This window comes from Micrococcus sp. M4NT (genome assembly GCF_033790745.1).
Lineage (GTDB): Bacteria > Actinomycetota > Actinomycetes > Actinomycetales > Micrococcaceae > Micrococcus.
Genome location: NZ_JAMYEH010000009.1, coordinates 115,534 through 136,634 on the forward strand (window position 1 = coordinate 115,534; position 21,101 = coordinate 136,634).

Consider the following 21,101-nt stretch of genomic DNA (forward strand, 5'->3'; position numbering starts at 1 on the left):
CCACCATCACCCCAGTCCTGAGGGAAGGCATCGTGTCAACATCCGCAACCGAGGCTGCGCCCAGCACCTCCGTCAAGAAATCCGCCCGGGGCGGCGCCGCCGGGGACAAGGTCTTCTCCGGCCTCTCCCTGGCCGCAGGCATCCTGATCCTGCTCATCCTGGCCTTCGTGGCGATCTTCCTGGTGACGGAGTCCCTCCCGGCGCTCTTCCCTGAGGCCTACGGCGAAGAGCTCAAGTCGGCCGACTCCTTCTTCGGGTACGTCGGGCCGCTCATGGCCGGCACCCTCATGGCGGCGATCGTCGCGCTGATCCTGGCCACGCCGGTCGCCGTGGGCGTCGCCCTCTTCATCTCCCACTACGCCCCGCCGAGGATCGCCCAGCCGGTGGCCTACGTCATCGACCTCCTGGCCGCCATCCCCTCCGTGATCTACGGCATCTGGGGCTGGCTCACGCTCGCCCCGCTCATGGTGCCGATCTACACGTGGCTGAACCAGTACCTGGGCTGGCTGCCCTTCTTCGGCGGTCCGGTGACCGGCACGGGCCGCGTCATCATGACCTCGGGCGTGGTCCTGGCCGTCATGGTGCTCCCCATCATCACGGCCCTGTGCCGCGAGATCTTCACCCAGACGCCGAAGCTCCACGAGGAGGCGGCGCTCGGGCTCGGCGCCACGCGCTGGGAGATGATCAAGATGACCGTCTTCCCGTTCGCCCGCGCCGGCATCATCTCCTCCATCATGCTCGGCCTCGGCCGCGCGCTGGGTGAGACCATGGCCGTGACCATGGTGCTCTCGCCCGGCAAGTTCAGCTCGTCCCTGATCGAGGAGGGTCGCAACAAGACGATCCCCTCGGAGATCGCCCTGAACTTCCCGGAGGCCTACGGCATCCGACTGAACGAACTGATCGCCGCCGGCCTCATGCTGTTCATCATCACGCTGGTGGTCAACATGGTCGCCCGGTGGATCGTGAACAAGCACAAGGAATTCTCGGGAGCCAACTGATGAGCACCGCACTCAACGACTCGCCGACGCGGGAGAACATCCCGTCGTCGAAGCACACGCAGAACTCCCTCACCGCCGGGCAGATGCCCCGCTGGGTGTGGGCAGTGGTGGCCGCAGCCGCCCTTCTCGTGGCCCTGGGCCTCGAGCTCTTCATCAAGGGCGAGGAGTTCCGGGTCGCCCGCCTCGCCGTGATGACCCTCATCTCGTACGTGGTGGGCATGTACATCGTGACGCGTCTGCTGGAGAACCGCCGCAAGGCCACGGACGGCCTGTGGCGCAACCTCGTGTGGGCGGCGTTCCTCATCGCCCTCGTTCCGCTGGTCTCCGTCATCTGGTCGGTGATCTCGGACGGCGCGCCGACGCTGTTCGGCAACCCGCAGGTGCTGTGGAACGACATGGACGGCGTCACGGGCACCACGGACGCCGCCTACCTCAACGACGGCCAGCCCCTCGGCGGCCTGCCCGGCGGCTTCGCCCACGCCCTCGTCGGAACGCTGATGATCACGCTCATTGCGACCCTGATCGCGGTGCCGATCGGCCTCCTGACGTCCATCTACCTCGTGGAGTACGGGCGGGACGGCTGGCTCTCGCGGTCCATCATCTTCTTCGTGGACGTGATGACCGGCATCCCCTCGATCGTGGCCGGCCTCTTCGCCTTCGCGGCCATGTCCCTGCTCCTCGAGCTGGTGATGGGCGAGGGCCCCAAGGCGCTGCAGTCGGTGAAGATGGGCCTCACGGCCGCCGTCGCCCTCACTGTGCTGATGATCCCCGTGGTGGTCCGTTCCACCGAGGAGATGCTCCGCGTCGTCCCGAACGAGCTGCGCGAGGGCTCCTACGCCCTGGGCGTGCGCAAGTGGCGCACCATCTCCAAGGTGGTCATCCCCACCGCGATCTCGGGCATCCTCTCGGGCATCACCCTGGCCATCGCCCGCGTCACGGGTGAGACCGCGCCGATCCTCGTGACGGCCGGCTTCGCGACCACCATGAACTGGAACCCGACGGACAACTGGATGACGGCCCTGCCGGTGTACATCTACCGCCAGCTCGTCTCGCCGACGTCGCCGACCGCGTACGACGTGTCCACCGACCGTGCCTGGGCCGCGGCCCTGGTCCTGATCATCATCGTGATGGCGCTGAACCTCATCGCGCGCATGATCGCCAAGGCGTTCGCCCCCAAGACGGGCCGCTGAACCTCGGCCGCCCCGGACATCCGTGCCGGGGCGGCCGAACGGCCCACCCAGACCTCCGCTCCCCAGCGATCCTCGTAAAGGAAGACCAGCTCTCATGTCCAAGCGCATCCAGGCCAAAGACGTCGACGTCTACTACGGCAAGTTCAAGGCGGTGGAGGAGGTCAACATCGACATCGCCCCCCGCACGGTGACGGCGTTCATCGGTCCCTCCGGCTGCGGCAAGACCACGTTCCTGCGCGCCATCAACCGCATGCACGAGGTGCTCCCCGGCGCCTACGTCGAGGGCGAGCTGCTCCTCGACGGCGAGAACGTGTACGGCTCCGGCGTGGACCCCGTGTCCATCCGCTCGCAGATCGGAATGGTGTTCCAGCGCCCGAACCCGTTCCCCACGATGTCCATCCGCGACAACGTGCTGGCCGGCTACAAGCTCAACGGCACCAAGCTCAACCGCGCCGACTCGGACGCCATCGTGGAGAAGTCCCTGCGCGGCGCCAACCTCTGGAACGAGGTGAAGGACCGCCTGGACAAGCCGGGCTCGGGCCTCTCCGGCGGCCAGCAGCAGCGCCTGTGCATCGCCCGCTCCGTGGCCGTGTCCCCGGACGTGATCCTCATGGACGAGCCCTGCTCCGCGCTCGACCCGATCTCCACCCTCGCGGTGGAGGACCTCATCAACGAGATGAAGGAGCAGTACACGGTCATCATCGTCACGCACAACATGCAGCAGGCCGCTCGCGTGGCGGACAAGACCGCGTTCTTCAACATCCAGGGCATCGGCAAGCCCGGCAAGCTGATCGAGTACGACGACACGAACGTCATCTTCAACAGCCCCTCGAACCAGCAGACCGAGGACTACGTCTCCGGCCGCTTCGGCTGAGTCGCTCCCGCTGCGTCGAGACCCCGCCCGGGCCACCCGGGCGGGGTCTCGTCGTCTCCGTGTGCGGTCTCAGACCAGCAGGAGGAGTGCCAGGCCGAGAAGCAGAGCGGCGCCGAGGCATGCCAGCGGCGTGAGCAGCCACCACGCGACCACGCGCAGCACCTGGGGCCAGCGCACGGACGCGTAGGTCTGCGTCTGCCCGGCGCCGACGATGCCGGCGGTGAGGGTGTGGGTGGAGGACAGCGGCAGGTGGAGGACGAGGGAGCCCACGAAGAGCAGGCCCGCGGGCACGGCGGCCGCCACGGCCGCGCGCAGCGGGTCCAGGGCCACGAGGCGCTCCGTGAGGGTCCAGGCGATCCGCCATGCCCCGCCCAGCGTCCCCACGGCCATCGCGAGGGCGAAGACCGCGGCGCTCAGCCCGAACACCCAGGACGCCGCGGGGGCGCCCGGCGGCACGCCTGCGCCCATGAGGCAGATGGCCCAGAGCAGCCCCAGGCGCTGCCCGCCCTGCACGCCGTGGCCCACCGCCGTCGCGCCCCCGGAGACGGCGAGGGCGATCCGGGCGCGGTGCTGCACGTTCACCGTGGAGCCCGTGGTGCCGAGCCGCACGAGCGGCGGGGTGAGGACGCGGGCGAGCCCCCACGCCAGGAGGGGTGAGAGGAGCAGACCCACGGCGACCTCCCATCCCACCCGGTCCATGACCACCGGCTCGAGCTCGTGCCCCAGCTCGAGGTGGGCGGCGAGGTGGGCCCCGGCCAGCGCGGCGAGCAGGGCATGGGTGGTGGAGCCGGGAATGCGCCGCCACCACAGCAGCAGTCCCCACGCGACCGCCACGAGGACAGCCGTGGCCACGGTGATGTGCCCCACCACCCCGGACATCACGTGGGGGGTGAAGAAGGAGACGCTGAGGGTGATCAGGCCCATGCCCAGCACCACGCCGATCCCGTTCAGCAGGGCGGCCATGACGAGGGCCAGTCGCGGCGTCAGGGCGCGGAATCGCACGGGCAGGGCCACGGAGTTGGGTGCGTCGCGGAAGCCCATGACCACGCCGAGGAGGCAGAGGAGGGCGAAGACGAAGCCGAGACCCGCCGTCATCGGGCCGCTCCCGCCTCAGGACTCACGGACGAGCACCACGCCGAGGTCGGTGTTGACGCGGGCAAGGGCCTCCAGGGCGGACTGCAGCGCCCAGGCCACCTCGCGCTGGCGGTGGAAGTCGCGCTGCAGGAGGTCGCGGCCGAGGTCGGCGAGCCAGCTGACCATGATCCGGTCGGTGCGACGGGAGGCGCGCAGCAGCTGCATCCACGTGTCCTCGAGGGCATCCAGGTCGCGCAGCTCGCCCGTGGCGCGCCGCAGCAGGTCCGAGTGGCGCCCCACGGTCTCCAGGACGTCCAGGGCGTGGGGCGGCAGCTCGTCGAGGCCGGCGCGCTGGATGAGCAGGCCGGCGCCCACCACGCGCTGGATCGCCGTGTGCACGCCGCCGGCGAGCAGGTACAGGTCCTGGCGGGGGAGCGGGGTCACGTACGCGCTGCGCAGGGCGGTGAGGAAGGCCATGAGCGAGGCGGAGGAGGACGCGTCGAGTTCCATGAGGCCCCGCTCCATGCGGTCCAGCTCCTCGCCCTTCGCCCCCGGCACCTGGGCCACGGTCTGCACGGCCTTGCCGAGCGCGAGGGTGAGGTCCGCCATGTGGCGCAGGGCGGGGGTGTCCCGGGTCGTGAGCCAGGGCAGGCGGGGGGACATCGGGCACCGTGCTTTCTGCGCGCGGGAGCGGCGGTCCGGCGGTGAGGCGGGCGGCGCGGCCGCCGGGATCGGAGGTCGGGGGAGGTGTCACGACGACGCCGGACCGGGAACGCCTCTCGGCGGAAGGCCGCTCGTGGCGGCTATGTGTTGGAGCCCGGGGTTACCAGCGGCCCGACGCCGTCGCCTCCTAGTCTAACGAGCCGTCGCGCCAGCCTCGAGCGGCCGCCTCCAGGGCATCGGCGGTGGACACCAGGCGGGCGGCACGCGCCGTGAGCCGCGCCGCGTGCGCGGGGTCCGCCGCCTCGGCGGCCTCCGCGTGGTTGACCTGCCCCAGAGCCGCCACCCGCGCGTAGGCGGCCGCCCGCTCGAACGCCACGTCCAGATCGGAGCGGTAGGCCCCCGTGAGGATGGTGTCGGTGAGGCGCCGCAGCTCCTCCGCCCCGGGCGGCTCCACGGCGCCGGCCACGGCGCGCGCGGCGTGGGCCCCGTGCCCGGCGCGGTACCAGGCCGCCCAGCGCTCGCCGTCGCGGGCCGTGGCCTCCTGGAGCGCGTAGAGGCGCCACAGGGCCCCGGCCAGGGAGACGGCGGGCGCGTCCGACCAGAGCTCGGCGAGGGTCTCCACGCCCAGCTCGCGCACGAGCCCCACGAGGCGGGCGACGACGGCGGGGTCCTCCTCCGCCCGCCCGCCCGTCACGAGGGCGTGGGCCAGGCGCGAGGCCGCGGCGGCCACCTCCTGCGGCTCCTCGCCCCCGGCGAAGTGCGCGAGCTCGTCGGGCCGGGACACGCGGGGGCGATGGTGCCGCGTGAGGCCGGAGGCGCTCGAGCTGGCGCCGCGTCCGGCAGGGGAGCGGTGATGGGGCATGGGTGTGCTGCTCCTTCCGGGGCAGACGGCGGCGGGACGCACGCCACGGTAGACCCGCGAGGCCTCGGCTACCATGGCAGGGCACCCGCGAGGGTCGCCGACGACGGCCGAGTGCCGCCCAGGGGACGAGCGGGTGAGGGCCTCTAGCTCAGCTGGCAGAGCATCGGACTTTTAATCCGCCGGTCGCGGGTTCGATCCCCGCGGGGCCCACCGGACGCGCAGTCCCGCCTCGCTTCGCCCGGGGTGGTCACGGCACGCCGTCTCGCCGTCACGGGACGCGGCGTGCCGTGACCCCTCAGGGCAGCGGAGCCCGTCAGCCCAGGTCGCGGATGCGCTGGGCGGGGATGCCCGCGTACACGCCATTCGGCTCGGTGCTCTTGGTGACCACGGCGCCCGCGGCCACCACACAGCCGGGGGCCACGTCCACGCCGGGCAGGATCGTGCAGCCCGCGCCGAGCCAGCAGCCGTCGCCGATGGTCACGGGCGTCATGCTGAACTTCCCCGCCCGCTGGCGGGCCGGCCCGAGCTCGTGCGAGGCCGTGACGATCCGCACGCCCGGCGCGATGGCCACGTGCTCGCCGACGGTCGTCCCGTTGTCGATCTCCACGCGGCGGTTGACGAACGTGTAGGCGCCGATGACCGCGCCCTTCTCGATCCATGCGCCGGCCTTCACCCAGGCCGTGGGGTGGATGTCCGCGCCGGTGGCGCGGCTGCGGACGCGGTTGGAGGCGGTGCGGACACGAGCGACGAGCGTGGGGGGCAGGCGCTTCATGCCGTCAGTCTAGGGGTGCGGGCCCCCGCGGATCACGGCGTGGACAGGCTCCAGGACCGTGTGCCCGACGGGGTGGGGGAGCCCGCCGTCTCGGTGGGGAACGGGTCGAACGTGGCCGGGCCGGAGGGGGCGGAGGCCGAGGAGGAGGCCGGGGAGCCCGACGCCGGGGAGCCCGACGTCGGTGCCGCGGACCCGGCACCCGATGTCGGCGCCGCGGACCCGGAGCCCGGCTGGGCGGTGGGCGTGGCGCTCGGCGTCGGCGTGGCGGTGAACGGGTTCGGCGGACCGCTCTGCGAGCGGGGCGACGGGTCCGGCGGGGTGTTCGGCGGGACGGTGCTGATGCCGCCGGCGAACACGCCGAGCACGGACAGGAGGAACAGCGCGAGGCCGATCAGGCCGAGGCAGCCGAGGCAGCCGCAGCCGCTGCGGCGTCCTCGACCTCCGGAGATGATGATGGCCACGGGGCGTCCTCCATGCTGGTGCGTCGCGCGTGCGGGTGGGCGTGCGGGGCGAGTCTACGGGGCCCGGCGCGTCCGCGGAGGGTCCGGGCCCTCCTCACGCCCCCAGCACGCGCTCCAGGTAGGGGTTGGCGAACACGCGTCCCGGGTCCACGGCGTCGCGCTGGGCGGTGAAGTCCGCGAACCGCGGGTAAGCGCGGGCGGCCCACTCCGCGTCCCGGTCGTGCTCTTTGCCCCAGTGGGGGCGCCCGCCCAGGGAGACGAAGAGCTCCTCCGCCGCCGCGAAGTACGCGGTGGGGTCCTCCCGGTGGTAGCGGTGCACCGCGAGGTACGCAGACTCGCGCCCGTGCGCGGTGGAGAGCCAGACGTCGTCGGCGGCCACGGTGCGGACCTCCACGGGGAAGGAGACGGCGTCCCCGGCCGCGGCCCGCTCGGCCGCGATGCGCCGCAGGCCCGCGAAGGCCTCCTCGAACCGCTCGAGCGGCACCGCGTACTCCATCTCGCGGAACCGCACGGCGCGCTCGGCCACGAACACCCGGTAGGAGACGTCCGTGTAGGTGCGCTGATCCACGCCGCGCGCGGACACCTGGTTCAGCAGGGGCACGAGACGGGGAGCGCGCGCCCCGAGGCGGCACATCCCCCCGAAGACCCCGTTGGAGAGGAACTCGTCCATCACCGCGGTGCGCACGGACTTGGTGGCCACGCGGACGGGCACGGCGCCTGCGCGGGCGTGCAGAGCGGCGGCGTTGGCCCGGAAGGCGTCGAGGTCCAGGAGGCCCAGGGGTCGGGAGCGCTCGTCCGCCGGCAGGGCGGCGAGCGCGGCGGCGTAGCGCTCGAACGGGGGCGCCGGCGGCGGGGAGACGGGCTTCACACCTAGGATGGAACCATGGCCTCCGCCTCCACGCCAGACATCGAGACGCTCAGCTCAGGAAATGCCGTGGCGTGGTCCCGTCCGGCGGGCGAGCGCTCCGGCACGGACCTCGTCCTCGTGCTGCACGGCTACGGCTCCAACGAGCGCCGGGCCGCCCGCACCTTCTTCCCCATGCTCCCGGAGCGCTGCACCGGCCTGGCCGTGCGCGGCGGCTTCGAGATCGACGCGTCCGCCACGGAGGGCGAGGGAGACCCGGGCGCGCACGGCTGGTTCCTGCTGGACCTGCTGCTGCAGTCCGACTTCGCCCAGGTGCTCGCCGCCGCCCACCGCGTCTTCGACGTCCTCGGCTCGCCCGAGGTGGCCGACGCGGGCTTCCGCTCCGTCTCCGTGCTCGGCTTCTCCCAGGGCATGGCCATGGCGACGACGGTCATCCGGCTGCGCCCCGAGGCCTTCACGTGCGGGGTGGGCCTCAGTGGCTTCGCCGTGGACAACGAGCTGCTGGCGATGCTCGACTCGCCCGTCGAAGGCCCCGGCCCCCGCCCCTTCTTCTGGGGCCGGGACGTCGAGGACCCCGTGATCAACCCGGACGCCGTTGCGCACACCCGCGGGTGGGCCGAGGCGCACACCCTGCTCACTGTGCGCTCCTACCCCGGCATGCTGCACGCCACCCACCCGGACGAGGTGCGGGACGTGCGGATCTTCCTCGAGCACACCCTCGCCGCCGCGCCGCCGGGATCCTGACGCACACCGTGCGCAGCCACTACGGTGGTCCGCATGGCAAAGAACTCGACGATCGGCCGCTTCGCGTCGGACAAGGCGACGAACCTGGCCCTCAAGTCCGCGCTCGACGAGGACGGCAACCCCACCGAGGCGTTCGAGAAGGTGGTCTTCAAGACGCTGGACATCCAGCGTCCGCTGGTGCTGAAGAACATCCAGCGTCTCCGGGAGAAGCACCCCGGCGACACCCCGGACCAGCTCGCAGAGCGCCTGAGCGAGCAGTACCTCAACGCTGTGACCGGCGCTGGCGCCGCCGTCGGCGGCACCGCGATCATCCCGGGCGTCGGCACCGTGGCCGCGCTGGGCCTGTCGGCCGCCGCCGTCGTGGGCTTCCTCGAGGCCACCGCGCTCTACGGGCAGTCCCTCGCCGAGCTGCACGGCATCAGCACCGCGGACCCCCAGCGCTCCCGGGCCGTCGTGATGACGCTCATGCTCGGCGACGACGCCAAGGAGCTGCTGCGCGAGGCCGCCGGCAAGGCCGGGGCGAAGCAGGACTCCATGGCGGGCCTGAACGCCCTGATGGGAACCTCGAGCGCGGCCGGTGGCGCCGGGGTGGGCGCGATGATGATGGACCAGCTCAAGCGGCGCTTCTTCAAGCGCCTCCTCGTGCGTCAGGGCGCGGGCATGATCGGCCGTGCCGTGCCGTTCGGCATCGGAGCCGTGATCGGCGGCGTGGGCAACCGCGCCATGGGCAAGGCCGTGGTGGAGAACGCGCGTCAGCTCTTCGGCCCGCTGCCCGCCGTGATCCCCGGCGAGCTGCGCGGCGAGACCGTGCAGGCGGAGAAGGACGACGACGGCGGCTTCCTCGGCGGCCTGCTGCGCGCCCTTCCGGGCGGCAAGGACAAGGGCTCGACGAGGTCCTGACGTCCTCTCCTGCCGGCCCGCGACGGCGACGCTCCCCCACGCGGGGTGCGTCGCCGTCGTCGTGGGCGGGGGAGATCAGAACAGCAGTGTGGCCAGCGTGTGGATGGCCAGGCCGGCGAGCGCACCGACCACGGAGCCGTTGATGCGGATGAACTGCAGGTCCCGGCCCACGAGGAGCTCGAGGGTACGGGAGGTCTGCTCGCCGTCCCACCGCTCCACGGTCTCCTCGATCACGCCGGTCAGCTGCGGGCCGTAGGAGCTGAGCGCGTAGGCGGCGGCGCGCTGCGCGTAGCCGTCCACGCGCTCGCGCACCTCGGCGTCGTCCTGGAGGCGCCCGCCGAGGTCCTGCAGGGCGGCCACGAGGGCGCGGTGCAGGTCGGAGGCGGGGTCGGCGAGGGCGTCCAGCAGGGAGTCGCGCAGGGTGGTCCAGGCGCGGGAGGCCCAGCCGCGCAGGCGCTCGTCCGCGAAGAGGCTCGCCTTGAAGCGCTCCACGGAGGCGCGCGTGTCCGGGTCCTCGCGCATGTCACGGACGAGGCGGTCCAGCCAGTCATCCACCGAGCGGCGGGCCTCGTGGTCCGGGTCGGAGCGGATGCCGGCGAGGTACTTCAGGGTCTCGGCGTGGAGGCGCTCCGCCAGGAGGCGGTCCACCATGTCCGGGCTCCACTCGGGGGAGCGGCGGCGCACCGTCTCGATGAACATCTCCGGGTGGGCGGCCACCCAGTCGCCCGTGTGGTTCACCACGAGCTCGACCACCTTGTCGTGGTGCCGGCCGGCCAGCACGGAGTCCAGCACGCCGGCGAGCGTGGGGGACCAGTCCGGCTCCACCATGTGCTTCTGCATCAGCTGCTGCAGCAGGCGCTGCACGGCCTCATCGTCGGTGGCGGCCATGGTGTGCCGCGCCGCCGTCGCGACCTCCCCGGCCACGCGCCGGGCGTTCGCGTCCTGGCGCAGCCAGCCGCCGGCCGCGTGCGCGACCTGCAGCCCGGCCACCTTCTCCCGCGCGACGTCCGAGTCCAGGAAGTTCTCCTGCACGAACTCGCGCAGCGCCGCCCCGAGCTGGTCCTTCTTCCGAGGGATCAGAGCGGTGTGGGGCACGGGGATGCCGGCGGGGTGGCGGAACAGCGCGGTGACGGCAAACCAGTCGGCGAGCGCGCCCACCATGCCGCCCTCCGCCGCGGCGCGCACGAAGCCCCACGCGGGATGGACCTCCTGGAGTGGGAACGCGATGACGAACACGACGGCCAGCGCCACGAGCAGGCCGGTGGCCACCGACTTCATGCGGCGCAGCCCGGCGGCGCGCTCGAGGGAGGCGGCGCTGAGGACCTGCTGGTCCGAGGCGGCGGAGAGGGACACGTGCGGCTCCTGGAGCGGGCGGAACGGAGGACCGGGCGGAGAGGACGCCGGGGTGAACCGAATGGTCCCCTCCAGTTAACCAGCCCGCCGCCTGGCGTCGGGGCTCCGGGCACCCGCCGCTCCTACGCTCTGGGCGTGCTCCCCCTCGTGATCGCCCACCGCGGTGCGTCCGCCGCCTTCCCCGAACACACCCGCGCCGCCATGCTGCACGCCCTCGCCGTGGGCGCGGACGGCCTGGAGTGCGACGTGCAGCTCACGAAGGACCGCGAGGTCGTCTGCTGGCACGACCCCACCGTGGACCGCACCTCGAACGGCTCCGGCGCGCTCGCGGACCACACCCTGGAGCGGCTGCGCGGCCTCGACGTCACCTCGTGGCACGCGACGCGCGGGCCTCGCGCGGGCGACGGGGCGCGGCCGGGAGCGCAGGCGGGCCAGATCCCCCCGGTGTACGGCGCGCCGGAGGACCAGGTGCTCACCCTGCGGGAGCTCTTCGAGATCGCGACGGCGGCGGACCGTCCGCTGCGCCTCGCGGTGGAGCTCAAGCACCCCTCGCCGTACGGCCACGAGCTCGAGGAGCGCGTGCTGCGCGAGCTGCTCACCTCTGGCTGGGACCCGGAGACGGGCCTGCTCGGGCAGGTGAGCGTCTCCCTCATGAGCTTCCACCCCGGAGCGCTGCAGTACGTGGCGCCGCTGACGGGCCCGGACGCGCTGTGCCCGCTCGTGGACGTGATGCCGGCCGAGATCCCCTCCCGCATCGCCCGCGGTCCGCTCTCCCGGGCCGCCGTGCGCGCCACGGTGCGCCAGACCCTCGCGAACTCCGAGGCCATGGTGTGGCGCGGCCGGGCGAGCCTTGCCGGCCCGTCCGTGGAGTACGTGCGCACCCACCTCGCTGACGTGAAGGCGTGGCTCGCGGCCGGGCGCCGGCTGCGCGTGTGGACCGTGGACGCGCGCGCGGACGTCGAATTCCTCCTGGCCCAGGGTGTGCAGGAGCTGACCACCAACCGGCCGGAGGACGTGCTGCGCTGGGCGGCCGACGCCGTCGCCGAGCGGCGGAGTCGGCGGGACCGCGCGGGGGTCTGAGGCCGCCGGCGTCCCGGAGATGACGGGACGCCGTGTCGATGCCGCATCCGCCTGTGATCAGGGTTACACTCCCGGTCAACACCTCCCCTGTGAGGTGCCTCACTCGCACGTGAGACCTTCCTCGATCTCTCCCCAGGAGGACCCCATGGCTTCCCCCCTTCAGCGACGCTTCCTGTCCGCGGCCGCCCTCACCGCAGCAGGCGCCCTCCTGATCAGCGGATGCGCCCAGAGCCAGCGCTCGGACACCGGCGCGGACAGCTCCGCGGCCGGCTCTGACGCGCAGCAGGTGGACGGCTCGTTCATCTTCGCCGCCTCCTCGGACCCGAAGACCCTCGACCCGGCCTTCGCCTCGGACGGCGAGTCCTTCCGGGTGTCCCGGCAGATCTTCGAGGGCCTCGTGGGCACCAAGCCCGGCACGGCGGACCCGGCCCCCCTCCTGGCCGAGTCGTGGGAGTCGAGTGAGGACGGGCTGACCCACACGTTCCAGCTCAAGGACGGGGTGAAGTTCCACGACGGCACGGAGTTCAACGCCGAGGCCGTGTGCGCCAACTTCGACCGCTGGTACAACTTCGAGGGCATTCAGCAGGCCGAGACCGTCTCCTACTACTACGGCAAGCTGTTCCGCGGCTTCGCGGACTCCCCGGAGAAGGCCGTGTACAAGTCGTGCGACGCCACCGAGGACCTCAAGGCCACCGTCACCCTGGCCCAGCCCTTCGCCGGGTTCATCCCCTCCCTCTCGCTTCCCGCCTTCGGCATGCAGTCCCCCACGGCCATGGAGGAGTACAAGGCGGACGAGATCGGCGGCACCGCCGAATCCCCGGAGATGTCCGAGTACGCCCGCGAGCACCCCACGGGCACGGGCCCGTACAAGTTCGACTCGTGGAGCGTCGGCTCGGACATCAAGCTCTCCGCCTTCGAGGACTACTGGGGGGACAAGGGCGAGGTCACGGACGTGACCTTCCGCGTGATCGACGACCCGGTGGCCCGCCGCCAGGCCCTTGAGGCCGGGGACGTGGACGGCTACGACCTCGTGGCCCCCGCGGACACCAAGGCCCTCGCCGACGCCGGGTTCAACGTGATCCAGCGCGATCCGTTCACCATCCTCTACCTGGGCATGAACCAGGAGCAGGAGGAGCTCAAGGACGTGAAGGTCCGCCAGGCGATCGCCCACGCGATCGACAAGGACGCGCTCATCCAGCAGACCCTGCCGGAGGGCACCAAGGCCGCGACCCAGTTCATCCCGGACTCGGTCAACGGCTACAGCGACGACGTCACCACCTACGACTACGACCCGGAGAAGGCGAAGCAGCTGCTGACCGAGGCGGGCTACCCCGACGGCTTCACGATCGACTTCAACTACCCGACGGGCGTCTCCCGCCCCTACATGCCGACCCCGGAGCAGGCCTTCTCCAACATCTCCAACCAGCTCGCGGAGGTGGGCATCAAGGTCAACGCCAAGCCCGCCAAGTGGAGCCCGGACTACCTGAACCAGGTGCAGGGCACCGCCGACCACGGCATCCACCTGCTCGGCTGGACCGGCGACTACAACGACACCGACAACTTCGTGGGCGTGTTCTTCGGCCAGGAGAAGCCCGAGTTCGGCTTCGAGAACGAGGAGCTCTTCACCGCCCTCGAGAAGGCGCGCCAGATCCCCACGATCGAGGAGCAGACGCCCGAGTACGAGGAGATCAACCAGCAGATCTCCGAGTTCGTCCCGGCCGTCCCGCTGGCGCACCCGGCGCCGTCGCTCGCCTTCGACAAGCGCGTGGCCTCCTACCCGGCCAGCCCGGTCAACGACGAGGTCTTCAACCAGGTCGACCTCACGGAGTGAACCGGCGCCCCCGCGGCTGACCGGCCCCCTCGCTGACCCGACGGCGGCGGCGCACCCGCTGCGCCGCCGTCGTCCCCTGACCTGACGGGCCCACGGGCCTGGGATGAAGGACTCCCCGTGCTCAGACTCATCGGCAAGCGCCTGCTGCTGCTGATCCCCACCCTGCTCGGCCTCTCGATCCTGCTCTTCGCGTGGGTGCGCAGCCTCCCCGGCGGGCCGGCCACGGCCCTGCTCGGCGACCGTGCCACCCCCGAGGCGGTGGCCCGCGTGAACGCCGCGTACGGCTTCGACAAGCCGATCCTGGAGCAGTACCTCACCTACATGGGGCGGCTGGTCCGGGGTGACTTCGGCAACTCGCTCATGACCAACCGGCCCGTCCTGGAGGAGTTCGCCGAGCGCTTCCCCGCCACGATCGAGCTGTCCGTGTTCGCCATCCTCTTCGCGGTCGTGCTCGGCATCCCGCTGGGCTACTGGGCGGCCCGCAACGTGGGCGGGTGGCAGGACAACCTCGCCGTCGTGCTCTCCCTGCTGGGCGTGGTGGTGCCGGTGTTCTTCCTGGCCTTCCTGCTGAAGTGGGTCTTCGCCGTGCGGCTCGGCTGGCTCCCCACGGACGGCCGCCAGGACCCGCGGATCGACGCGACGCACTACACGAACCTCTACGTGTGGGACGGCATCAGCACGGGGGAGTGGGACGCCGCCCTGAATGCGCTGACGCACCTCGTGCTGCCCGGCATCGCCCTGGGCACCATCCCGCTGGCCATCATCGCCCGCATCACGCGGGCGGCCGTCCTGGACGTGCAGAACGCCGACTACGTGCGCACCGCGCGCGCCAAGGGCCTGGCCCCGGGGCTCATCCGGAACCGCTTCATCCTCCGCAACGCGATGCTCCCCGTGCTCACCACGCTGGGCCTGCAGCTGGGCCTGCTGATCTCGGGGGCGGTGCTCACCGAGACGGTGTTCGCCTTCAACGGCATCGGCCGGTTCCTGCGCGACGCGATCTTCAACCTCGACTTCCCGGTGCTGCAGGGCTTCATCATCCTCATCGCACTGTTGTATTCGCTCATCAACCTGGTCGTGGACGTCTCCTACGGCCTCATCGACCCGAGGGTGCGTGTCCAGTGACGGCGAACCTGCCCCCCGCCTCCGGCGGCCCCGCGGCGCGCGGCGCCGAGGACGAGCTGTACCCGGCCACGGACGGCGCGGTCACCCCGCTGGCCGTCGACACCCCCGGGGTCGAGGCCGTCGGCGTCGCCCCCGGCCAGACGCAGGCCACCACCGAGCCGGGCGCGGAGGCGCGCGGCACCTCCGTGTGGGGGGCCGCCTTCCAGCGGCTGCGCCGCAACCCCGCGGCCATCGCGGGCGCCGTGATCGTGGCGCTCTTCCTGCTCGTGGCGGTCCTCGCCCCGCTCCTGGCCCCGTACGGGGGCACGGAGACGCCGGGCATGCGGGAGATCCGCCCGACGAGCGTGCCCGGGCCCGGCGAGGTGGCCGGCTACCCGCTCGGCCTGGACCGCTTCGGCGGCGACGTGCTCTCCAAGCTGCTGTGGGGCGCCCAGGCGTCCCTGCTGATCGGCGTGGTCTCCACAGCGCTCGGCCTCGTGGGCGGCATGATCCTCGGCCTGCTCGCGGGAGGGTTCGGCGGCTGGGTGGACAGCGTGGTGATGCGCCTCGTGGACATCCTGCTCTCCGTGCCGCACCTGCTGCTGGCGGTGTCCATCGCGGCCATCCTGGGACAGACGCCCTCCGCCGTGATGATCGCGATCGGCGTGGCCCAGGTCCCCGTGTTCGCACGCCTGCTGCGCTCCTCGATGCTCTCGCAGAAGGGCTCGGACTACGTGCTGGCCGCGCAGACCCTCGGGCTCTCGCGGCGCACCATCACCATGTCCCACATCCTGCCCAACTCGCTGGGCCCCGTGATCGTGCAGGCCACCCTCACCCTGGCCACCGCCGTGATCGACGCCGCCGCCCTCTCCTTCCTGGGCCTCGGCGGCGGCCGGCCCGAGACCGCCGAGTGGGGCCGCATGCTCACCTACGCCCAGGCCGAGCTGGGCATCAACCCGTGGCTCGCCTTCCTGCCGGGCCTGTGCATCGCCGTCACCGCGCTCGGGTTCACCCTGCTGGGAGAGTCCCTGCGCGAGGCCCTCGACCCTACCTCCCGGAGGCGCTGACCATGGACCCCCAGCACGACGACGTCGCCCGCGGCTCCGGCTCCCACGTGGCCGGAGCGGAGGGCCCCGTCCCCGCGGCCTCGGCACCCTCTGCCGCGCCCGCGGCACCTTCGCCCGCGCCCGCCGTCGGCGGGCCGCTGCTCGAGATCCGCGGCCTGGACGTGGAGTTCTCCACGCAGCAGGGCACGGTGAAGGCCGTGGAGGGCGCCTCGTTCACCCTGCCCGCCGGCGGCACGCTGGCCATCGTGGGCGAGTCCGGCTCGGGCAAGTCCACCACCGCGATGGCGGCCATCGGCCTGCTGCCGCAGAACGGACGCGTGACCGGCGGCTCCATCCGCTTCGCGGGCCAGGAGCTGGTGGGCATGCCGGACGCGAAGATGCGCCGCATCCGGGGCCGCAGCATCGGCCTGGTGCCGCAGGACCCGATGTCCAACCTGAACCCGGTGACGCGCGTGGGGCAGCAGATCGGGGAGACCCTCCTGACCCACGGGCTGGCCACGCGCAAGGACGTGGAGGAGAAGGTCCTCGCGGTGATGGAGCGGGCGGGGATCCCGGACCCGCGCAAGCGGGCGAGGCAGTACCCCCACGAGCTCTCGGGCGGGCTGCGCCAGCGCGTGCTGATCGCGATCGGCCTGGCCTGCCGGCCGCAGCTGTTGATCGCGGACGAGCCCACCTCGGCCCTGGATGTGACCGTGCAGCAGGTGATCCTGGACCAGATCGACGAGATGACCCGGGAGCTGGGAAGCTCCGTCCTGCTCATCACGCACGACCTGGGGCTCGCCGCCGAGCGCGCCCAGCACCTCGTGGTCATGCACCGCGGCACGGTGGTGGAGCACGGGGACGCCCAGCGGATCCTCGAGGACCCCCAGCACGCCTACACCCGCTCGCTCGTGCAGGCGGCGCCGTCGGTGGCCGCCGCACGCCTCCTCCCCGAGTCCTACGCGGCCGCGCCGGCGCCCCTGGCCGAGGACGCCACCGGTGCCCTGACCACCGTGGCCCTGGACAAGTCCGCCCTCACCCCGCTGGTCGAGATCACCGACCTGACCAAGGTGTACGCGAGCCGTGGCCAGGACGACTTCTACGCCGCCAAGGAGGTCTCGCTCAAGATCCCGCGGGGCAAGACGGTCTCCATCGTGGGCGAGTCCGGCTCCGGCAAGACGACCACGGCACGCATGCTGCTCAAGCTCATCGAGCCGACGTCGGGATCCATCACCTTCGAGGGCAAGGACGTCCTGACCCTCAAGGGCGCCGACCTGAAGGACTTCCGTCAGCGGGTGCAGGCCGTCTTCCAGGACCCCTTCTCCTCCCTCAACCCCTCCTTCACGGTGGGGCGGATCATCGAGGAGCCGCTGCAGGCCTACCGCCGCGGCGGGGCGAAGCAGCGGCGGGCGCGCACCCTGGAGCTCATGGAGCAGGTGGCCCTGCCGGCGCACTTCCACCGGCGCTACCCCGCGGAGCTCTCGGGCGGTCAGCGTCAGCGGGTGGCGATCGCCCGTGCGCTCGCGCTGAACCCGGACCTGATCGTGTGCGACGAGCCGGTCTCCGCCCTCGACGTCCTCGTGCAGGCGCAGATCCTGGACCTGCTCAAGGACCTGCAGGCGGAGCTGGGGCTGAGCTACCTCTTCATCTCCCACGACCTCGCGGTGGTGCGGCTCATCTCGGACTACGTGTGCGTGATGAAGGACGGCGAGCTGGTCGAGGCCGCCTCCTCCGAGGAGGTCTTCACCAACGCGCGCCATCCGTACACGCGGAGGCTGCTGGCCTCGATCCCCGGCAACGAGCTGCAGATCGGCGACGTCGCCTGACCTGCCGCGCTCCGGGTCAGTCCTGCAGCGGCCAGGCCTGCTCGCGCTCCACCACGGTGTGGGCCAGCTGGGCGATCGCCATCTCCTCGTCCGTGGGGACCACGAGCACGGGGATCGCGGAGGCGTCGGCGGAGATCACCCGGGGGTCGTCGCCGCGCTCCATGTTCCGCGCGGGGTCGTACGTCACGCCGAGCGGCTCGAGGCGGTCCAGCACGCGGGCGCGGAACGGCGCCGAGTTCTCCCCGATGCCGGCGGTGAACACGATCGCCTTCGCCCCGCCCACGGTCACGTGGTAGGCGCCGATGTACTTGGCCAGGCGGTAGGACGCGATCTTCAGAGCCTGCCGGGACGCGCGGTGGCCCGCCTCCGCGGCCTCGAGCACCTGGCGCATGTCCGCGTTGCCGGAGAGCCCCAGCAGGCCGGACTCCTTGTTGAGGAGGGTGTCCACCTGCTCGGCCGTGTAGCCGTGGGTGGTGATCAGATGGGTGATGATCGAGGGGTCGACGTCGCCCGAGCGGGTGCCCATCACGAGCCCGGCCAGCGGCGTGTAGCCCATGGACGTGTCGATCGAGCGGCCGTGCCGGATCGCCGTCGCCGACGCGCCGTTGCCCAGGTGGAGGATGACGCCGTCGAACGCCCGGCGCTCCATGCCCAGGTGCCGCGCCGCGAGCCCCGTGACCAGGTCGTGCGAGGTGCCGTGGAAGCCGTACCGGCGGATGCCGTGCTCCGTGTAGAGCTCGTCCGGGAGGGCGTACTGCCAGGCCTCCCGCGGCATCGACTGGTGGAACGAGGTGTCGAACACCACCACCTGCGGCAGGTCCGGCCAGCGCTGGGCGACGGCGCGCAGCCCCTGCGCCGCGGCCGGGTTGTGCAGCGGGGCCAGGGGAGCCAGGCGCTCGATCGCGCGGATGACCTCGTTGGTCACGAGGGCCGGCGCGTGGAAGCGCTCCCCGCCGTGCACCACGCGGTGCCCGGCCGCGGCCAGGCGGCGGTCCCCGATCACCGCGGCGATCTCCTCCTCCACCTGGGCGAGGGCGGCCGCGTGGTCCGCGACGCCCGAGCCCGGCACGCCGATGCGCTCGACGAGGCCCTTCGTCACCACGGGATCGGGGGCGTCCTCGCCGTCGAGGGTGAGCTCGCGCACCTGGTACTTCAGGGACGAGGAGCCCGAGTTCACCACGAGCACCAGGAGGGTCTCCTCGGGCAGCTCGCGGGCGGAGACGGTGGGGATCGCGGTGGTGACGGGAGCGGAGCTCATCGCGTCGGTCATGGGGATTCCTTTCAGCCCTGCGCCTGGATGGCGGTGATGGCCACCGTGTTGACGATGTCCTCCACCGTGGTGCCGCGGGAGAGGTCGTTCACGGGCTTGTTCAGGCCCTGCAGCACCGGCCCGACGGCGACCGCGCCCGAGGACTGCTGCACCGCCTTGTACGTGTTGTTGCCGGTGTTCAGGTCCGGGAACACGAACACCGTGGCCTGGCCGGCCACCTCGGAGCCCGGCATCTTGGACGCGGCCACGGAGGCGTTCACGGCGGCGTCGTACTGCAGCGGGCCCTCCACCTTCAGCTCGGGTGCGCGCTCGCGGACCAGCGCGGTGGCCGTCCGCACCTTGTCCACGGCCTCGCCGGAGCCGGAGGCGCCCGTGGAGTAGGAGAGCATCGCGACGCGCGGGTCCACGCCGAACTGGGCCGCCGTCGCCGCCGAGGCCACGGCGATGTCCGCGAGCTGCTCGGCGTTCGGCTCGGGGTTCACGGCGCAGTCGCCGTACACGAGCGCGCGGTCCGGCAGGAGCATGAAGAACACGGAGGACACGATGGACACGCCCGGCTTGGTCTTCACGAACTCGAGCGCGGGGCGGATGGTGTTGGCCGTGGTGTGCGCGGCGCCGGAGACCATGCCGTCCACGTCGCCGAGGTGGACCATCATCGTGCCGAAGTACGCGCCCTCCTGCATGACCTCGCGGGCCCGCTCCACGTCCACGCCCTTGTGGGCGCGCAGCCGCGCGTACTCCTCGGCGTAGCGCTCCAGGTCGGGGGACTCGGCGGGGTCCACGAGCTCGATGCCCGTGAGGTCGATGCCCTCGCGGGAGGCGAGCTCCCTCACCGCGGCGGAGGGGCCGAGGACCACGAGGTCGCACACGTCGCGGCGGTGCAGGATCTCGGCGGCCCGCAGCACGCGGGCGTCCTCGCCCTCGGGGAGGACGATCCGCTGCCGGTCGGCGCGGGCGCGCGAGATCAGCTCGTGCAGGAAGCGCAGGGGCGTCACCGTGGAGGAGCGGGGGAGGTCGAAGCGCTGCAGCAGCTCGTCGCCGTCCACCCTCTGGTGCCAGGCGCCGAGCGCCGCGGCGGTCTTGCGGGGCTGCGCGCTGGAGAGCTCGCCGCGAACGCGGGAGACCTTGGCCGCGGTGGTGAACGTGTCGTCGTGGGTGGCGAGCACGGGGAAGGAGGCGTCCAGGTAGAGGCGCTGCAGCTGGCGGTTCGGCAGGATCCCGTTCGTGAGGATCATGCCCGACGGCGTGGGGAAGTCCGGGGTGAGCGAGGAGGCCACGGTGGCCAGGATCGCGTCGGAGCGGTCCCCCGAGACGATCACGAGGGCCCCCTCCTCGAGGATCTCGAGGAAGTTGCCGCCCTCCATGGAGACGGCCTTGACCTCGGCGACGTCGCGGTCCAGGGTCTGGGCGCCGGCCACCTGCTCCAGCCCGAGCAGGTCCGCCACCTCCGCCACGGAGGGGTGCGTGAGCTCGGGGAGCTCCGGGATCACGTAGACCGGCCACGCGTGGCGGCCCGGGCGCACCGCGGCACGGATCTGCTCGGCGAGGCCCGCGCCGGCCCGGTTGACGATGACGGCCAGCAGGTCGACGCCGGACTCGTCCAGGGAGCGGCGGGCCAGGTCCACGGCGTCCGCGGCCTGGGCCGGGGTCAGGCCCGCGCCCGAGGCCACCGCGATCACGGGGGTGCCCAGGTTGCGGGCCAGGTGGGCGTTCAGGTCGAGGTCCACGGACGGGTCCGCGCTGATCAGGTCGGTCCCCTCCACCACCACGACGGCGTCCTGCGACATCGCGTCGAAGTGCTCGACGCAGCGCTCCTGCACCTCGTCGCCGCGGCCCTCGGCCATGAGCGTGCGCGCCTCGGCCGCCGTGAGGCCGCCGCGGGCCTGCTCGGGGCCCAGGCCGAACTGCTCCCGCATCAGCAGCACCATCGGGTCGGTCTCGACGTCGTTCCCCGGGACGATGGGCCGGTAGTAGCCCACGGCGCCGGAGCGCTTGTAGAGGGAGTCGGCGAGGCCGAGGCTGACGAGCGACTTGCCCGCGCCCGTCGAGGTGGTGGAGACGAAGATTCCCTGCGGCATGGGGCCCTTTCGCGTGGCGGTTCGCGTGCGTGCAAGCGGTCCCCTCCACCGTACCGATGCGTCCCGTCCACGGCGCGGTCTGGGCGGCGGCGGGCGAGGGCCTCCGCGCTATA

19 protein-coding genes and 1 tRNA gene are annotated in these 21,101 nt (G+C 72.3%); 11 read left to right on the forward strand and 9 right to left on the reverse strand.

Annotated elements, in window-relative coordinates; translation table 11 throughout:
- The first annotated feature begins 32 nt into the window (after positions 1–32).
- The 3 genes from pstC (at position 33) to pstB (ending at position 3,062) form a co-directional block, all read left to right on the forward strand.
- Entirely contained in the window at positions 33–998 is a 966-nt protein-coding gene (gene pstC / locus NJC10_RS07915; protein WP_248117842.1) for a phosphate ABC transporter permease subunit PstC, read from the forward strand.
- Entirely contained in the window at positions 998–2,188 is a 1,191-nt protein-coding gene (gene pstA, locus NJC10_RS07920) for a phosphate ABC transporter permease PstA (protein ID WP_319075747.1), read from the forward strand. The genes pstC and pstA overlap by 1 nt, the downstream gene beginning before the upstream one ends.
- Before the next feature lie 94 nt (positions 2,189–2,282).
- Positions 2,283–3,062, forward strand: a complete 780-nt coding sequence (gene pstB, locus NJC10_RS07925) for a phosphate ABC transporter ATP-binding protein PstB (protein WP_319075749.1) — start codon at positions 2,283–2,285, stop codon at positions 3,060–3,062.
- Positions 3,063–3,131: 69 nt separating this feature from the next.
- Here the strand turns inward: pstB and NJC10_RS07930 are convergent, their stop codons facing one another.
- From NJC10_RS07930 to NJC10_RS07940, 3 genes are all read right to left on the reverse strand, one after another.
- The gene (locus NJC10_RS07930) at positions 3,132–4,157 is read right to left on the reverse strand and encodes an inorganic phosphate transporter (protein WP_319075751.1); all 1,026 of its coding nucleotides are present in this window, start codon (positions 4,155–4,157) and stop codon (positions 3,132–3,134) included.
- A 15-nt stretch (positions 4,158–4,172) separates the two neighbouring features.
- The gene (locus NJC10_RS07935) at positions 4,173–4,799 is read right to left on the reverse strand and encodes a hypothetical protein (RefSeq protein WP_319075752.1); all 627 of its coding nucleotides are present in this window, start codon (positions 4,797–4,799) and stop codon (positions 4,173–4,175) included.
- 187 nt (positions 4,800–4,986) lie between these two features.
- A complete protein-coding gene (locus NJC10_RS07940) occupies positions 4,987–5,661 on the reverse strand; it encodes a hypothetical protein (RefSeq protein ID WP_319075753.1) in 675 nt (224 codons plus the stop codon).
- Positions 5,662–5,798: 137 nt separating this feature from the next.
- Here NJC10_RS07940 and NJC10_RS07945 point away from each other — a divergent pair.
- Positions 5,799–5,871: transfer RNA gene (locus NJC10_RS07945), tRNA-Lys, on the forward strand.
- 103 nt (positions 5,872–5,974) lie between these two features.
- Here the strand turns inward: NJC10_RS07945 and NJC10_RS07950 are convergent.
- From NJC10_RS07950 to NJC10_RS07960, 3 genes are all read right to left on the reverse strand, one after another.
- Positions 5,975–6,433, reverse strand: a complete 459-nt coding sequence (locus NJC10_RS07950; RefSeq protein ID WP_248117854.1) for an acyltransferase — start codon at positions 6,431–6,433, stop codon at positions 5,975–5,977.
- 32 nt (positions 6,434–6,465) lie between these two features.
- Positions 6,466–6,894, reverse strand: coding sequence for a hypothetical protein (locus NJC10_RS07955; RefSeq protein WP_319075754.1), 429 nt, complete (start codon positions 6,892–6,894; stop codon positions 6,466–6,468).
- Positions 6,895–6,988: 94 nt separating this feature from the next.
- Positions 6,989–7,762: a D-arabinono-1,4-lactone oxidase gene (locus NJC10_RS07960; RefSeq protein WP_319075755.1), complete on the reverse strand. Its 774-nt coding sequence runs from the start codon at positions 7,760–7,762 to the stop codon at positions 6,989–6,991.
- Between the two features lie 15 nt (positions 7,763–7,777).
- On the opposite strand from NJC10_RS07960, the gene NJC10_RS07965 reads away from it, so the two are divergent.
- Together NJC10_RS07965 and NJC10_RS07970 are read left to right on the forward strand one after the other, a co-directional pair.
- Complete coding sequence (locus tag NJC10_RS07965) at positions 7,778–8,503, forward strand: esterase (RefSeq protein ID WP_319075757.1); 726 nt, start codon at positions 7,778–7,780, stop codon at positions 8,501–8,503.
- 33 nt (positions 8,504–8,536) lie between these two features.
- Positions 8,537–9,403, forward strand: coding sequence for a hypothetical protein (locus NJC10_RS07970; protein ID WP_319075758.1), 867 nt, complete (start codon positions 8,537–8,539; stop codon positions 9,401–9,403).
- A 75-nt stretch (positions 9,404–9,478) separates the two neighbouring features.
- Here the strand turns inward: NJC10_RS07970 and NJC10_RS07975 are convergent, their stop codons facing one another.
- Positions 9,479–10,756, reverse strand: a complete 1,278-nt coding sequence (locus NJC10_RS07975) for a DUF445 domain-containing protein (protein ID WP_248117866.1) — start codon at positions 10,754–10,756, stop codon at positions 9,479–9,481.
- A 135-nt stretch (positions 10,757–10,891) separates the two neighbouring features.
- On the opposite strand from NJC10_RS07975, the gene NJC10_RS07980 reads away from it, so the two are divergent.
- The 5 genes from NJC10_RS07980 (at position 10,892) to NJC10_RS08000 (ending at position 17,640) form a co-directional block, all read left to right on the forward strand.
- Positions 10,892–11,836, forward strand: a complete 945-nt coding sequence (locus NJC10_RS07980) for a glycerophosphodiester phosphodiesterase family protein (RefSeq protein WP_319075761.1) — start codon at positions 10,892–10,894, stop codon at positions 11,834–11,836.
- Between the two features lie 145 nt (positions 11,837–11,981).
- Positions 11,982–13,667, forward strand: coding sequence for an ABC transporter substrate-binding protein (locus tag NJC10_RS07985; RefSeq protein WP_248117870.1), 1,686 nt, complete (start codon positions 11,982–11,984; stop codon positions 13,665–13,667).
- Between the two features lie 117 nt (positions 13,668–13,784).
- On the forward strand, positions 13,785–14,789 hold the full coding sequence (locus NJC10_RS07990; protein WP_319075765.1) for an ABC transporter permease: 1,005 nt from the start codon (positions 13,785–13,787) through the stop codon (positions 14,787–14,789).
- Entirely contained in the window at positions 14,786–15,835 is a 1,050-nt protein-coding gene (locus NJC10_RS07995; protein WP_413466412.1) for an ABC transporter permease, read from the forward strand. Before NJC10_RS07990 ends, NJC10_RS07995 begins: the two co-directional genes overlap by 4 nt.
- Positions 15,836–15,837: 2 nt before the next feature.
- A complete protein-coding gene (locus NJC10_RS08000) occupies positions 15,838–17,640 on the forward strand; it encodes an ABC transporter ATP-binding protein (protein ID WP_319075767.1) in 1,803 nt (600 codons plus the stop codon).
- A gap of 16 nt (positions 17,641–17,656) precedes the next feature.
- On the opposite strand, the gene NJC10_RS08005 is transcribed toward NJC10_RS08000, so the two are convergent.
- Together NJC10_RS08005 and pta are read right to left on the reverse strand one after the other, a co-directional pair.
- The gene (locus NJC10_RS08005) at positions 17,657–18,910 is read right to left on the reverse strand and encodes an acetate kinase (protein WP_319075769.1); all 1,254 of its coding nucleotides are present in this window, start codon (positions 18,908–18,910) and stop codon (positions 17,657–17,659) included.
- Between the two features lie 11 nt (positions 18,911–18,921).
- Complete coding sequence (gene pta / locus NJC10_RS08010; RefSeq protein WP_319075770.1) at positions 18,922–20,988, reverse strand: phosphate acetyltransferase; 2,067 nt, start codon at positions 20,986–20,988, stop codon at positions 18,922–18,924.
- Between the last annotated feature and the right edge of the window lie 113 nt (positions 20,989–21,101).

What these genes read in the sequence shown, in the direction of transcription:
- pstA (WP_319075747.1), top strand. Translation starts at nt 998, where the DNA reads ATGAGCACCGCACTCAACGACTCGCCGACGCGGGAGAACATCCCGTCG.
- pstB (WP_319075749.1), top strand. Translation starts at nt 2,283, where the DNA reads ATGTCCAAGCGCATCCAGGCCAAAGACGTCGACGTCTACTACGGCAAG.
- NJC10_RS07930 (WP_319075751.1), bottom strand. Translation starts at nt 4,157, where the DNA reads ATGACGGCGGGTCTCGGCTTCGTCTTCGCCCTCCTCTGCCTCCTCGGC.
- NJC10_RS07935 (WP_319075752.1), bottom strand. Translation starts at nt 4,799, where the DNA reads ATGTCCCCCCGCCTGCCCTGGCTCACGACCCGGGACACCCCCGCCCTG.
- NJC10_RS07940 (WP_319075753.1), bottom strand. Translation starts at nt 5,661, where the DNA reads ATGCCCCATCACCGCTCCCCTGCCGGACGCGGCGCCAGCTCGAGCGCC.
- NJC10_RS07950 (WP_248117854.1), bottom strand. Translation starts at nt 6,433, where the DNA reads ATGAAGCGCCTGCCCCCCACGCTCGTCGCTCGTGTCCGCACCGCCTCC.
- NJC10_RS07965 (WP_319075757.1), top strand. Translation starts at nt 7,778, where the DNA reads ATGGCCTCCGCCTCCACGCCAGACATCGAGACGCTCAGCTCAGGAAAT.
- NJC10_RS07970 (WP_319075758.1), top strand. Translation starts at nt 8,537, where the DNA reads ATGGCAAAGAACTCGACGATCGGCCGCTTCGCGTCGGACAAGGCGACG.
- NJC10_RS07985 (WP_248117870.1), top strand. Translation starts at nt 11,982, where the DNA reads ATGGCTTCCCCCCTTCAGCGACGCTTCCTGTCCGCGGCCGCCCTCACC.
- NJC10_RS08000 (WP_319075767.1), top strand. Translation starts at nt 15,838, where the DNA reads ATGGACCCCCAGCACGACGACGTCGCCCGCGGCTCCGGCTCCCACGTG.
- NJC10_RS08005 (WP_319075769.1), bottom strand. Translation starts at nt 18,910, where the DNA reads ATGACCGACGCGATGAGCTCCGCTCCCGTCACCACCGCGATCCCCACC.
- pta (WP_319075770.1), bottom strand. Translation starts at nt 20,988, where the DNA reads ATGCCGCAGGGAATCTTCGTCTCCACCACCTCGACGGGCGCGGGCAAG.